Origin of the sequence: Ensifer adhaerens (genome assembly GCF_000697965.2) — a bacterium.
GTDB classification, from domain to species: domain Bacteria; phylum Pseudomonadota; class Alphaproteobacteria; order Rhizobiales; family Rhizobiaceae; genus Ensifer; species Ensifer adhaerens.
Window position 1 is genome coordinate 1,684,026 of sequence record NZ_CP015880.1, and the last position, 13,965, is coordinate 1,697,990.

Below are 13,965 nucleotides of genomic sequence, written 5' to 3' on the forward strand. Positions count from 1 at the left end.
CGACAATCAGCGGTCGCAGCGGGGATCAGGAGAACGCGGGCGACTGCCCGCGCCTCCCTCTGCGTATCCTATTGCGGGGCGGCCGCCGAAGCGCGCAGCAAGGCGACGATCTCCGCATTGCCCTGCTCCAGGGCAAGATCGCGTATCGACGGGCCGGCGGCGCCATCGCGCACGCGTGCATTCGCGCCCCTTTCGAGAAGCAGCCGCACCGTTCCCGCCTGCCCGTTGATCACGGCAAAGGCAAGCGGTGTCATCCAGTCGTGCTGTGGCTCCGGCCTGCCGCGCCCGCGGAACGTGCCGAACGGCGTTTCGATCAGATCCGGCTGCCGGTCGAGGATGTCGGAGAGGCGCGCGGCCACGCCAAAGGACGCAGCTGCGAAGATGTCGAGCGGCTGATCCTTCAGGAAAGTGACCATCGCGTCCTTGCCGTTGTATTTGGCCCAGCCGATCGGCGGTGCATGATGGTAGGGGTCGCGGGCCAAGGGATCGGCGCCGTGATCGAGCAGGCGCCTCGCCATCGCGACATGCCCATGCAGCGCCGCCTCGTGCAACGGCGTGCGCGAGGTCATGCGGTTGACGTCGAAGCCGAGCGCGAGCATCAGCGCCACGGCGTCATGCCGGTCCTCACCCGCCGCCTCGTGCAGGATGGCGGGGTGTGCAGCCTGGGTTCGAGCGACAAGTGTCGGATCCCTATCGACAAGTTCCCTCGCCTCGTCGGCCTTCACTTCCCCAACGGCACGGGCCAGCCGGTCGACATCCTCCAGCGGTGCTTCGGTCGCGCCGCGCGACACGAGGTATTGTGCCAGTGCCGGATCGCCGCCGAGCTCCGCCCATTGATAGGGCGTGCGCCCCTTGATCGGGCGATTGACGTCGGCGCCGTGCGCAACAAGCAGCCGGACGCGATCGGACATGCGTTTTTCCAGTGCCCAGGCAAGCTGATAGTCGAAGACGCGTTCGCCATTTTCGACCAGGCCGCCATCGTTGCGCACCAGCCAGTTGTTGCGGTCGTCGGCATTGAGGCCATGGTCGAGAAGCAGCTGGAGGCAGGAATTGTCCGGTTCGAACATCCGGTTGTAGAGCGCCTGGCTGTCATTGACTCGGGCACCGGCATTAAGCAGCAGCCGCGCAAAGGCAAGGCAATCCGGGTGCGGTGGCTGCCGCTCCGGCCCCGCCTCGCCCTCGCCGAAGACGCCGGTCAAAGCCGTGAAACGATACTGGCCGTCGTCGAGCCAGTAAGCGTTCGGATCGGCCCCGCGCGCAATCAGGCGGGCGCCCGCCGGCAGCGACGAGCGGCCGGGAACGCGGGCATATGCGGCGTAGAGCAACGGCTCCCAGTCGAACGGACCGCCGCGCTTCTCTGCGAGTTTCGGGTCGCGATCGAGAAAGCGGTCGATCGCCGCGGCGTCGCCGAGCGCAGCGGCCACGTGAATGTTGTCCCCGGCAATCTCAGGATGGTCCTTGAGAAGGTCGAGTGCCTGAGCGAACCGCTCGGGATCGGCAGCGACGTCGCCGAAATAGGAGACTGTCGCCAGAGCGAGAAAGCGGTTTGCGACCTGTTCGGTCGACGGCGTGCCGGCCTCGGCTTTCTCCAGATGCCGCTTCAGCCGCGTCCAGCTGGCAAAGCCGAATTCGCGGGCAAGCACCAGCTGGGCATCCTGAAGGCCCATTGCGGTCGGTTCGGAGAAATAGGGAAGCGCCCGCTGTCTTGCACTGGCATCGCCAGCCTTGACGGCCTTCAAAAAGGCCTTGGCCTGCTTGCGGATCGTATCGAGGGTAATATTCGCGGAAAGATCGCGCGTGATCATGAAAGACCTCCTTTCATTCACGTCCGGTATCCGCGCCCACAGACTGAAAAGAGGTGTGGCAACCAAGTTCAGTGAGACAGGTGGGCCTTGCCCTTCCCGCGGATCGGATGCGCCCTGCGAACGACCTCATCGCTAGCATGGCCTCGATATACTTGTCCAGCGCGGTCAGCTTTCCCGTTCGTAGCGGACGAAGGCGAAACGATCGCCCGTGGGCGCCCAGTTGGGAACGTTGATCGTCCCCTGCCCGCCGAAGAGCTCGAACAGGATGCGGGCATTGCCCCCGTCCAGGTCCATCAGCCTCAACCGGACATCGAGATCCCTCGGATGATCGAAGACGTCGCCGTCATAGGAAAGCACAAGCAGATGCTTACCGTCAGGCGACGGATGCGGAAACCAGTCGCCATAGGGGCTGTCGGTGATGCGCGTGACGTCGCTACCGTCCGGGCGGATCCGCCAGATCTGCATCTGGCCGGTACGGCTCGAGTTGAAATAGATCCATTCGCCGTCTGCCGACCAATCGGGCCCGTCGTTGCGGCCCTCCCCATGGGTGAGCCGCCGCTCCTCGCCGCCGTCGACGGAGATCGTATAGATGTCGAAGACCTGGTCGCGGATGCCGCAATAGGTCACCGTGTTCCCGTCGGGCGACCAGCCGTGCCAATAGGAAGGCAGGTTGCGGGTGACGAGCCGCGGCGTGCCGCCTTCGGCCGGCAGCAGGTAGATCGCCGATTTCCCGAACTCGGTCTTGTCGCTGATCGCGATCGTCGTGCCATCCGGGGAGAGGCCGTGGTCGTTGTTGCAGAGCGTCGCAAAACCGGTATCGATCTCCACCGGTTCGGAACCATCGAGGCCAAGCCGATAGAGCCTGCCGTCACCGTTGATGATCAGATGTGAGCCGTCCCGCGACCAGTTCGGTGCCTCGACCAGCCGGTCCGTCTGCCAGACAACCCGCGTTTCACCTGTTGCGATGTCATGGATTTCGACGGAACTGCGCATGCTCTTCTCTCCCGGACGAGGCCGCTATTTCTTGTCTTCACCCGCCGGCAGGGTCGCCAGAACCTTGGAACAGACCGATTGCATCAGAACGGAATTGCGTCGGTCCCGCCAGTCGGTGACCAGACCCCAGGCCAGCAGGAGCAGGATACAGATGAAGGCAACGCCGACGACGGTGAGGCTTCCGGTCGCAAGGCCATAGACCCCAAAGATCGCAGGCGTCGCGAAATAGCCGATCTGCGCCGATAGCTGCCGGCCGGCGGAAACGTCGCTTGCCGACCACAGTCGCAGGAGCCGGATTTCCTCGTCCGTAAAATCTGGACGGCCCTGTCGGCCGTCCGTCTCTTCGGAGAGGATATCCATCGCCTAGCCCCGGTCGCGGAAGCGGTTGGTGATCGGGTAGCGGCGGTCGCGTCCGAAGTTCTTCTTGGTGATCTTGACGCCCGGCGCCGATTGCCGGCGCTTGTATTCGGCGATGTAGAGCAGATGCTCGACCCGGTGTACGGTCACCTCGTCATGGCCGCGGGCGACGATCTCGTCCGTCCCCATTTCCTTTTCCACCAGGCATTCGAGAATGTCGTCGAGCACCGGATAGGGCGGCAGCGAATCCTGGTCCGTCTGGTTGGGACGAAGCTCGGCCGAAGGCGCCTTGTCGATAATGTTCTGCGGAATGACGATGCCGGAAGGACCAAGCGCGCCCGGAGGAACCGTGGTATTGCGCCAGCTCGAGATGGCATAGACCTGCATCTTGTAGAGGTCCTTGATCGGGTTGAAGCCGCCGTTCATGTCGCCATAGAGCGTGGCATAGCCGACCGACATCTCCGACTTGTTGCCCGTGGTCACAACCATCGAGCCGAACTTGTTGGAGATCGCCATCAGGATCGTGCCGCGGGTGCGGCTCTGCAGGTTCTCCTCGGTGATGCCTGATTCCGTGCCTTCGAACGTATCGGAGAGTGCGCTGAGGAACCCTTCGACCGGCTCGGAGATCGGCACGATGTCGTAACGGCAGCCGAGGGCCTCGGCGCATTCCTTGGCGTCCTTCAGCGATTCCTGCGAGGTGTAGCGGTAGGGCAGCATGACCGTGCGCACCCGCTCCTCGCCGAGCGCATCGACGGCGAGCGCTGCGCAAATGGCGGAATCGATACCGCCGGAGAGGCCAAGCACGACATTCTTGAAGCCGTTCTTGTTCACATAGTCGCGGAAGCCGAGCATGCAGGCGCGGTAATCCGCCTCCTCCCGCTCCGGCAGGCGCGACTTCAGGCCGTGCTCGCAATGCCAGCCGCTCTCGCCCTTCTTCCACTCCACGATCGAGATAGCCTCTTCGAACTGGCTCATCTGGAAGGCGAGCGACTTGTCGGTGTTGAAGGCGAAGCTGGCGCCGTCGAAGACCAATTCGTCCTGGCCGCCGAGCTGGTTGGCATAGATCATCGGCAGGCCGGTCTCGATCACCTGCTTCAGCACGACCTGATGGCGCACGTCGACCTTGCCGCGATAATAGGGCGAACCATTCGGCGACAGCAGGATTTCAGCACCGCTTTCGGCCAGCGTCTCGCAGACGCCGAGATCGCCCCAGATGTCCTCGCAGATCGGAATGCCGATGCGCACACCGCGGAAATTGACCGGTCCCGGCATCTCGCCCGGATCGAAGACGCGCTTCTCGTCGAACTCGCCATAGTTCGGCAGATCGACCTTGTCGCGGATCGCGATCACCTTGCCATCGTCGAGTACTGCCACGGCGTTATGTCGGCCGGTCTTCGACAGGCGCGGGAAGCCGATGATGACGCCCGGGCCGCCATCGGCCGTCTCGGCGGCCAGCTTTTCGACGGCCTGGAGGCAGGCCTTGAGAAAGGCCGGCTTCAGAACAAGGTCTTCCGGCGGATAGCCCGAAATGAACAGCTCCGTCAAAAGCAGGAGATCGGCGCCCTGTCGCGCCGCATCGGCGCGCGCCTCACGCGCCTTGGCCAGGTTTCCGGCGATGTCGCCCACGGTCGGATTGAGCTGGGCTACGGCGATACGAAGGAGCGAGGGGGCGTTTTTATGGGCGGTCATGAGCGGGCCTGTCGGTCTGTCCTGAACGATTGCATCTGACTTTCGCAATGTTCTTTAGCGCAATCTGCGGAAAAATACCCACAGCCAATCGCAGCCACGCGAAAAAAACCGAAAACTTCTGTTTTTCCCGGTCCTTATACTGGGCCGTTCGTGCGGCTTCACGCCACGAAAAGCCACCCTCCATTCCCGTTAAGAAACCATTCATCCCCTGTTCAAAATGACGGGCGTATGACAGTTACACGACGCATTTATGAAATTGGAGAATATGTTGGCCAGTATCGATTCCGCTGTCGCGCGAGGCTCACGTGTCTATGCCGATCGACCCGGCTTTGCCGCACGGCACGCCAAGACGCTCGCTTCCACGCGCAGCGCCCTGTTCTCCCTGTTCGTTGCAACTGCCCTTGTCTTCGCCGTTGAACTGATCGTCCGTCAGTCGCTGACCGATACCCTATCCTATGTCCTCGACCCGACGCGCCCGGCGCTGACGACCATCGGCATATTCTTTCTCATTCTGCTCGCTGTCGACGGTATTTTCGGCCGCGAGCACAAGTCCGCCGTGGTGATCGCGCCGCTGGCACTTCTGCCGGCCGTCATCTGCCAGCAGAAGCAGGTGTTCCTGTCCGATCCGCTCTATCCGACCGACTTCCTGTTCGGCCGCCAGATCATGGAGCTGATGCCCGTGCTGGTAAAGGACCGTCCGTGGACGGCGGTCGGCATCGCGGTCGGCCTGGTTGCCACCGTCGTCGCCATCGCCCTCCTGTTGCGCTTTGCCTGGCGGACCTTCCCGAAGCTGACGACCCGCGAGCGTGTCGCCCGCCTCGCCTTCGCGCTGCCGCTGCTCGTCGCCTTCTGGAACATCATGGATTACAACCAGTTCTCCTGGATCCGTGATCGCCTGAAGGTCATCCCGATCATGTGGGACCAGACCGAGAACTATAAGCACAACGGCTTTGCGCTCGCCTTTGCGATCAACCTGCCGATGGCCAATGTCAGCGCGCCCGCCGGCTACATGGCCGACGCGATCGACCGCATTCCGGTGAAGCCGCTTCCCGCCGGCACCTCGCACCGCGGCAAGCCCGACGTCATCGTGCTGATGAGCGAATCCTTCTGGGATCCGACCCGCCTGCCGAACGTCAAGCTGTCGCCCGATCCGATGCCGACGATCCGCGAAATGCAGTCGGGCAACGTCTTCTCGCCGGAGTTCGGCGGCATGACCGCCAATGTCGAGTTCGAGGCGCTGACCGGCTTCTCGAACGCGTTCCTGCCCTACGGCAGCATCCCGTACCAGCAGTACATCCGCAATCCGATCCCGTCGCTTGCCACCTTCTTCCGTGGCGAAGGTTACGTCTCGCGCGCCATCCATCCGTTCCAGAGCTGGTTCTGGAACCGCACCGCCGTCTACAAGGCATTCGGCTTCGACATGTTCAAGTCGGAAGAGAACATGCCGCCGATGCAGAAGCGCGGGATCTTCGCCTCGGACGACTCGCTGACCAACGAGATCATCCGCCAGGCCGACGCGATGGACGACCCGTTCTTCTTCTTCGCCGTCACACTCCAGGGCCATGGCCCCTATGAGGCCAACCGCTACGCCAACAACACCATCAAGGTCGAAGGCGACCTGCCCGAGGCCGACCGCCAGGTGCTTGCCACCTACGCGCAGGGCATCAAGGAGGCTGACGACAGCCTGAAGAAGCTGATGGACTGGGCCAAGAACCGCGATCGCGAAACGGTTATCGTGCTTTTTGGCGACCATCTGCCGCCGCTTAACACCGTCTATACCAGCACCGGTTTCATGAAGGGTGTGACGGCGGAGCGCAAAGGTTCGAAGGAGCAGATGAAGGCGCAGCATGAAACGCCGCTCGTCGTCTGGTCGAACAAGACTGGCCCGAAGAAGAACGTCGGCACCATCAGCCCGGCCTTCCTCTCCTACCAGATCCTCAAGCAGTCCGGTTACGAGCATCCCTACTACACCGGCTTCCTCGGCAAGGTGTATGACCAGTACCGCGTCGTCGACCGCTACATGCTGATCCGCAAGAATGGCAAGGAAGTCGCCGAGTGGTCGCGCCAGCCGAAGGTGCCGGCACTCCTGCGTGACTACCGCTTCCTGCAACACGACATGATGTTCGGCGACCGCTTCTCGACCGACCGGTTCTTCAAGTCACACGCTGATCTCTTCGCCAGCGTCGAAACCCACTGATCGAAGACCGGAGCGGCCAGCAACCGCTCCGGTCCTTGCGGCATTTTCGCGTACCGCCTGATTTCCTTGCGGCGCTGACGCGCTAGATTGTCTCCGGCCAACTCCGGAGATCGCCATGCCGCACTTCAATGACATATCGAAACAGCTTTTCGGCAAGCCGCTCAGCGAGCTCGGAGAGATCGAGCGCCGCATTCTTACCCATGCCCGGGACCGACGCACGCTCGCCACCGATTCACATGCCGCCTTCACGGCACGGCTCTCCTTCGGCGACAGGCTCGCAGACAACATCGCCCGCGTCGGCGGCTCCTGGAGCTTCATCATCGGCTTCTGCGGCTTTCTCGTCTTCTGGGTTTTGCTGAACACCATTCTGCTCGCCACCGGCGCCTTCGATCCCTACCCCTATATCTTCCTCAACCTGATGCTTTCGATGCTCGCCGCGCTGCAGGCGCCGGTCATCATGATGTCGCAGAACCGCCAGGCGGAGCGCGACCGCTTCGCTGCCTCGAAGGACTACGAAGTCAATCTCAAGTCGGAAGTCGAATTGATCGCACTGCATCACAAGGTCGACGACGTGTTGCTGCGCGAGATCTCCGAATTGCGCGCGGACCTGGCGACGCTCAACCGGCAGCTCGAACGCTATCGCACGCCCCCCGGACAGGAGTGACCGGACCCCGGCCGAACCGGGACGATGCGCTGACGATAGGCAAGCCGGCCCTCGCGCAGATTTCGGCGCCCGGACGCGGACGCGCGCAGCCGCCGCGACAGGGCGAAAACTAGCTCATTATCATAAATACTAATTCAACTGTGAATACACATTTTGCAACATTCGCGAAATGCATTGGGATTCAACAACTTATCGGGGTATGAAAAAATTAATATTTGAGGATCACGTTATGGGTGCAGGGACATTCGAGAAATACAGCAACGTGGGTACGCGGAGATGCTGCAATGTCCAACTTCAAGCGCCTGTTAGGCGGCCGGGACGGGGCCGCTGCGATCGAATTTGCAATAATAGCACCACTCTTCTTCATGTGCGTGCTGACCCTGATCGCCTATGGCGTCTATCTCAGTGCCGCCCATTCCATTCAGCAGATTGCTGCCGATGCCGCCCGCACAGCCATCGCCGGCCTCTCCCAAACCGAGCGTGAACGGCTCGCGACCGACTATATCCGTCGCACGACGATGGATCAGGCCTTCATCAAGTCGTCGCGCATGACCGTCACCGTCAGGGACGACGCCAACAACGCAAACCAGTTCACCGTCCGGATCAAATACGACGCCGGCGACCTGCCGATCTTCAACCTGTTCACATTCGCCATGCCGAGCGAACAGATCGAGCGCTTCGCAACCATCCGCATCGGAGGGGTCTGATATGCTGTGGAAACCCATGCGCTCCCTCGCCCGAGCCCGTAGCGGCAATATCGGTATCTCGGCCGCCCTGGCCATGCCGTTGGTGATCACGTCCATGGCCCTTGCGATCGACTACGGCTACCTGACCGTCCAGAAGCGTGAAATGCAGTCTTCGGTCGATCTCGCTGCGATCGCGGCAGCGGCCAACGTCTCCGCCGCCGAGAAGGCCGTGCTCAACCACTTCGCCAACAATGGCCTGAACTACGGCGTATCGACGCCGAACGGTTTGTTGACCATCGACGGCAAGACCCTGCCGCCCGGTGACATCAGCACCGCCAAGCTTGATGGCGTCGCGACCGTAGCGCGCGGGCGCTACGTCCCCGATCCGTCGGTCGATGCCGGCCAGCGCTTTATCAAGGACGCCACGCCCACGGACGCCGTGCAGGTGATGCTCGAAAGGAAGGGCGACATCTTCCTCGCCTCGATCTTCAGCGCCCCGCCGGACCTCAGCGTCTACGGCACGGCGGCGAGTTCGAAAATCGCGGCCTTCTCCGTCGGCTCCCGTCTTGCAAGCCTCAATGATGGGCTGCTCAACTCCATCCTCGGGCAGATGCTCGGAACGACGATCTCGCTCAAGATCATGGATTACCAGGCGCTCATCGACGCCGACATCGATATCCAGCCGTTCCTGAAGATCATTGCGACCAGGCTCAACCTGACGGCGGCGTCCTATGAAGACGTACTCAAGGCAAACCTGACGATGCCGCAGCTGCTTGCCTCCATGCGGCTCGTCCAGGGCCTGTCCGGAACGGTCACGGCCGCACTCAAGAGCATCGAGCTTTCGACCTCGAACGACAAGCGCACCTTCACCTTGGCGCAAATCCTCAACCTCGATCCGAAGAAGAGCCTGCAGGTCGACGCTGGCTCCGATTGGGCGATGCGCGTAAGCGCGCTGCAGATCGTGTCGGCGGCTGCAGCCATCGCCAATGGCGAAAACCAGATCGCCCTCAATGCCGTGGCCGGCCTTCCGGGGATCGCATCTGCCAAGGTCAAGCTTGCGATCGGCGAGCCGCCCGTCGAAACGCCAAGCCACCGCCTCGGCACGCCTGGCGCAGCAATACGCACCGCCCAGACCCGCCTTGCCGTCGAAGTCAACGTCGATGGCCTGGCCGCCCTTGCCGGCATTCGCATCCGACTGCCGATCTATGTCGAACTCGCCTATGCGGAAGCCAAGCTCGCCGACATCAGGTGCTATGGCGGCACGCCCGAAAATGCTTCGGTCAGCGTCGATGCCGTGCCCGGCATTGCCGAAATCGCCATCGGCGACGTCGATCCGGCGGTCCTGTCCAACTTCTCGTCAGACGCGCGGGTACAAAGAGCCAAACTCGTGGACGCCCTGGTGGTCAAGATCGATGCGCTGGCCCATGTCGAGGCGCAAAACCTCAAGCCGACGCGCCTGAGCTTCAGCCCGTCCGAGGTCGCGGCCCGGTCGATCAAGACGGTCTCGACCAAGGACATCCTGACCTCGACGACGCAAACGCTCCTCAACAATCTCGACCTGAACATACAGGTCCTGTTCCTGACGCTCGGCAGCCCGACCATCGTGCAGCAGGCATTGGCCCAAACGCTCGGAGCCGTCACCAAGCCGGTCGACGATCTGCTCTACAACCTTTTGCTGCTCGTCGGCGTACGGGTCGGCGAGGCCGATGTCCGCGTCACCGGCGTCAAGTGCCAGTCTCCGGTCCTCGTGCAGTAGACCCGTTCAAACGGGGCGTTCGACGGCCACCGTCAACGCCCCGTTGAACAAATTCGGTTGCTGACACGTTATGCACAAGGTAGCCCTAGTAAAAGGAATGCAGCTGAGCGCGGCTGGCCGGCGGGGCACCGAGAGTGCCCTTCACTTGGCGGGCCGCGCAAGCATTGGGGGTATGCGCAGCAGATGCATGTGATGGCAGAGCAGGAAGGCGCAGCGCGGGATGGCTCGCTCGCCTTCACCGCGGAAGGTTTTCTTTGTCATCCGGAGTTACGCAACGTGCTCCAGGCGAGCGCGCGCGATCTGATGGCGGCCTACGACATGTTTCCCCGCATCGCTCGCCTTGTCGCCTCCCACCAGAAATGGACGCTCAGCCAGGCCGTCTACGCCCTGCACCTCGAGCGTGAGCCCGGCAACCCCGAAACGGGAGTTACGACCGCCCGCCTTCTCAAGTTCATCCATGAGACCGGCGGCGCCAGCCGCAATACCGCCGCTGCCTTCATCGCCGAACTGCTGACCTACAAGCTTTTGCGCGACGCGGAGGGCGGCCGGGGTCGCAAGAAGATCCGTCCGCTAGAGCCGACCGAAATCAGCGAAGGCGCCATGCTGCGCTGGTTCATGAGCCAGATGGGAACGCTCGATCGCTTCGACGGCCAAGGCCGTGTCGCCCGCGTCGAAGCCGACCGCACGGTTTTCGAACGGGCTCAGCCGATCGCCGCCCGCCTGCTGCTTTCGGATCGCCGGTGGACCCAGCCGCCGGAAGGTGTCGCGGCTTTCGTCTGGACCGAGTGCGGTGGCCTCCTGCTCGACGATCTCATGGCGCGGCCGAAGAGCCTTGAGCCTGTGAATGGTAAAGTCTGGCTGGAGGCGAACCTCTCGGATCTCGCCACGCATTGCATGATCTCGAACACCCATATCCGGCGCATCTTCACGCGGGCCCAGGATCTCGGCTTGCTTGGAAGAGCCGATGAGGGGCAGCGCGGCCTGTTCTGGTTGAGTGAGCGGCTGATCGAGGAATATTGCCAATGGCAGGCAGTTAAGCTTGCCGGCCTTGCCAACGGCTTCGAGCAGGCCGAGCGACAGGCGGCAAACCCGCCGGCCTGAACCTCAGACGCGGCCGGCTGCGAATTTCGGCAGGTCGTCCTTGATCTCGTAGAAATCGCCCTGATCTTCGCAGAAGATATGGTAGCCCGGCTTCAGCACCGTCGGCTTGTCAAAGGCGCCCGCGAGGATCGACGTGTAATCCGAACCGTCCGCCTTCCAGAACAGCGCTGACCCGCATTGCCGGCAAAAGCCCCGGCTGGCGCTGTCACTGGCCCTGTACCAGGTTACGTTTTCCGCGCCCTTCAGCTTGAAGTCCTGGTCCTGCACGTTGGTGGCGGCGTAATAGAGCCCGGTCTGCTTCCGGCATTGGCTGCAGTGGCAGAAGATCAGCTCGCGCAGCTCGCCGCGCGCTTTGAAGCGAATGGTGCCACAAAGGCAGCCCCCGTGATGAATGTCCTGCATTGCCCCTCCCCAAGTTCATGACCCCTCGATCCTGCCATGGAGCGTGCCGACGCAAGCCACAGCCCGCGCCGCGCCCTGCTCCAGACACGAAAATGCCGGGCCAGCTTCCAGAGCCGGCCCGGCATTGTCAAATTCAAAGCATCCAAGCGACGTTCAGAAAACCTGAACAATGCCAGAGATTTAGATCAGCCGTTGACGACCATCTTCTTCTCGTCGCGGCCGCCCTTCATGCGTTCGGCGAGCAGGAAGGCGAGTTCCAGCGCCTGGTCCGCGTTGAGGCGCGGATCGCAATGGGTGTGGTAACGGTCGGCGAGATCGTCGCCCGAAAGCGCACGCGCACCGCCGGTGCATTCCGTCACGTCGTTGCCGGTCATCTCGATATGGATGCCGCCCGGGTGCGAACCCTCGGCGCGGTGGATCTGGAAGAAGCTCTCCACTTCCGACAGGATCCGCTCGAACGGACGGGTCTTGTAGTTGTTGAGCGTGATCGTGTTGCCGTGCATCGGGTCGCAGGACCAGACCACCTTCTTGCCTTCGCGCTCGACCGCACGGATGAGGCGCGGCAGATGCTCGGCCACCTTGTCATGGCCGAAACGGCAGATGAGCGTCAGGCGGCCGGCTTCGTTGGCCGGGTTCAGAAGGTCGATCAGCTCCAGCAGGCCATCGGCCGTCAGCGACGGACCGCACTTGAGGCCGAGCGGGTTCTTGATGCCGCGGCAGTATTCGATATGCGCATGGTCAGGCTGGCGGGTACGGTCGCCGATCCAGATCATGTGGCCGGACGTGGCGTACCAGTCGCCCGAGGTCGAGTCGACGCGCGTCAACGCCTGCTCGTAGCCGAGCAGCAGCGCCTCGTGGCTGGTGAAGAAATCGGTCTCGCGCAGGCTCGGGTGGTTTTCCGAGGTGATGCCGATCGCCTTCATGAAGTCCATGGTCTCGGAGATGCGGTCCGCAAGCTTGCGGTAGCGTTCCGCCTGCGGGCTGTCCTTGACGAAGCCGAGCATCCACTGGTGCACGTTGTCGAGGTTGGCATAGCCGCCCATCGCAAACGCGCGCAGAAGGTTCAGCGTCGCAGCCGACTGGCGGTAAGCCATGATCTGGCGCTCCGGGTTCGGAATGCGCGCTTCCTCGGTGAACTCGATGCCGTTGATGATGTCGCCGCGGTAGGACGGAAGCGTCACGTCACCCTGCTTCTCGATACCCGAGGAGCGGGGCTTGGCGAACTGGCCGGCGATACGGCCGACCTTGACCACCGGCTGCTGTGCACCGAACGTCAGAACGACGGCCATCTGCAGGAAGGCGCGGAAAAAGTCGCGGATCGTGTCAGCGCCGTGCTCGGCAAAGCTCTCGGCGCAGTCGCCGCCCTGCAGCAGGAAGCCGCGGCCTTCGGCGACATTGGCGAGGGCACTCTTCAGACGACGGGCTTCGCCCGCAAACACCAGCGGCGGATACTTCGCGAGGCGCGCTTCGGTCGCCTCAAGCGCTGCCAGGTCCGGATATTCCGGCACCTGCTGGATGGGTTTCTGCCGCCAGCTGTTTGGAGTCCAAGTCTGTGCCATTTCGATCACCTGTTGTCTGCCGCGGATCCAACCGCGCGGGTCACGCCCTGACGGCCAATGGCGGCCGCCCGGTATTCTGAAATTTCACTCAACATCCGCTCGCCCTGCCCCGGTCACTTGGCCAAGCCTCGTGCCCGCCCAGCCGGAAACGCCGCGGAATGCGGGCTTATAGACGTTAAGGAAACGCTTGGAAAGCCATCCTACCAGAATTCATTGCTTTGCAGGGCGCCCGGGGCGCAACGATATTTCCGCGGAGCGCACGATCCCGAAAGTCCTGCTCCCTATATCGAAAGAACGCTGCGCAGTTTCAATGGGATAGTGGCATCCCTGATGCTACAGCCGCCGCCAAGATAGGCGACAGATTGTTCAGCGATCGTGCCCGGCGGCTTGCGGCCGGCAATGGCTGGCCCTCACGTCCCAGCGCGCGCGTGTGCGTTCGGTGAGTGGCGCATCGGAACGCGTCAAGCGCGCGTCCGATCTGCGCCGGTTAAGCAGAAAAGAGAAGGCCGGCAGCACCCAGTGCAGGCCACGCCACTCCGGTCCGTCGAGCGGATCATCCAAGCCGTTGCGTGACCCGCGGCGACGTTCACGCTGCAGAACCGTCCACATGACCGCCCAATGTTCAAACATGGTCTCGCCTCCTTTGCCTTGAGACAATCGGAGACCTAATGTCTTCGCCGGCAGCGTTGTAGGCGCACCGTTGAAAGACGTCTTTCATCCGCGAACGGAAGTCAGGGCGGACGACCCGCGCTACTA

At 62.6% G+C, this 13,965-nt stretch carries 12 protein-coding genes; 5 read left to right on the forward strand and 7 right to left on the reverse strand.

Translation table 11 applies throughout. The features are described from left to right. Nucleotides 1-68: 68 nt before the first annotated feature. From FA04_RS08045 to FA04_RS08060, 4 genes are all read right to left on the reverse strand, one after another. Nucleotides 69-1,805: an ankyrin repeat domain-containing protein gene (locus tag FA04_RS08045; RefSeq protein ID WP_034795064.1), complete on the reverse strand. Its 1,737-nt coding sequence runs from the start codon at nucleotides 1,803-1,805 to the stop codon at nucleotides 69-71. 165 nt (nucleotides 1,806-1,970) lie between these two features. Beyond that, nucleotides 1,971-2,798: a TolB family protein gene (locus FA04_RS08050; protein ID WP_034795067.1), complete on the reverse strand. Its 828-nt coding sequence runs from the start codon at nucleotides 2,796-2,798 to the stop codon at nucleotides 1,971-1,973. 24 nt (nucleotides 2,799-2,822) lie between these two features. Then, the gene (locus tag FA04_RS08055; RefSeq protein ID WP_034795070.1) at nucleotides 2,823-3,158 is read right to left on the reverse strand and encodes a hypothetical protein; all 336 of its coding nucleotides are present in this window, start codon (nucleotides 3,156-3,158) and stop codon (nucleotides 2,823-2,825) included. A 3-nt stretch (nucleotides 3,159-3,161) separates the two neighbouring features. Next, nucleotides 3,162-4,844, reverse strand: a complete 1,683-nt coding sequence (locus FA04_RS08060; RefSeq protein ID WP_034795073.1) for an NAD+ synthase — start codon at nucleotides 4,842-4,844, stop codon at nucleotides 3,162-3,164. A 268-nt stretch (nucleotides 4,845-5,112) separates the two neighbouring features. Between FA04_RS08060 and FA04_RS08065 the strand changes: the two genes are divergently transcribed. The 5 genes from FA04_RS08065 to FA04_RS08085 all read left to right on the forward strand — a co-directional run bounded on the left by FA04_RS08065 (nucleotide 5,113) and on the right by FA04_RS08085 (nucleotide 11,248). After that, on the forward strand, nucleotides 5,113-7,041 hold the full coding sequence (locus tag FA04_RS08065) for an LTA synthase family protein (RefSeq protein WP_082572785.1): 1,929 nt from the start codon (nucleotides 5,113-5,115) through the stop codon (nucleotides 7,039-7,041). Between the two features lie 115 nt (nucleotides 7,042-7,156). Then, nucleotides 7,157-7,705, forward strand: a complete 549-nt coding sequence (locus FA04_RS08070) for a DUF1003 domain-containing protein (RefSeq protein ID WP_034795080.1) — start codon at nucleotides 7,157-7,159, stop codon at nucleotides 7,703-7,705. A 284-nt stretch (nucleotides 7,706-7,989) separates the two neighbouring features. Next, nucleotides 7,990-8,412: a TadE/TadG family type IV pilus assembly protein gene (locus FA04_RS08075; RefSeq protein ID WP_034795083.1), complete on the forward strand. Its 423-nt coding sequence runs from the start codon at nucleotides 7,990-7,992 to the stop codon at nucleotides 8,410-8,412. A gap of 1 nt (nucleotide 8,413) precedes the next feature. Beyond that, nucleotides 8,414-10,147: a TadG family pilus assembly protein gene (locus FA04_RS08080; RefSeq protein WP_234798739.1), complete on the forward strand. Its 1,734-nt coding sequence runs from the start codon at nucleotides 8,414-8,416 to the stop codon at nucleotides 10,145-10,147. Nucleotides 10,148-10,330: 183 nt separating this feature from the next. Continuing rightward, entirely contained in the window at nucleotides 10,331-11,248 is a 918-nt protein-coding gene (locus FA04_RS08085; protein WP_034795086.1) for a hypothetical protein, read from the forward strand. A 3-nt stretch (nucleotides 11,249-11,251) separates the two neighbouring features. Here the strand turns inward: FA04_RS08085 and FA04_RS08090 are convergent, their stop codons facing one another. The 3 genes from FA04_RS08090 to FA04_RS08100 all read right to left on the reverse strand — a co-directional run bounded on the left by FA04_RS08090 (nucleotide 11,252) and on the right by FA04_RS08100 (nucleotide 13,839). Continuing rightward, complete coding sequence (locus FA04_RS08090; protein WP_034795089.1) at nucleotides 11,252-11,650, reverse strand: GFA family protein; 399 nt, start codon at nucleotides 11,648-11,650, stop codon at nucleotides 11,252-11,254. Nucleotides 11,651-11,835: 185 nt separating this feature from the next. Further along, the gene (locus tag FA04_RS08095) at nucleotides 11,836-13,209 is read right to left on the reverse strand and encodes a class II 3-deoxy-7-phosphoheptulonate synthase (RefSeq protein WP_034795289.1); all 1,374 of its coding nucleotides are present in this window, start codon (nucleotides 13,207-13,209) and stop codon (nucleotides 11,836-11,838) included. A 366-nt stretch (nucleotides 13,210-13,575) separates the two neighbouring features. Further along, the gene (locus FA04_RS08100) at nucleotides 13,576-13,839 is read right to left on the reverse strand and encodes a hypothetical protein (RefSeq protein ID WP_034795092.1); all 264 of its coding nucleotides are present in this window, start codon (nucleotides 13,837-13,839) and stop codon (nucleotides 13,576-13,578) included. Nucleotides 13,840-13,965 lie beyond the last annotated feature (126 nt).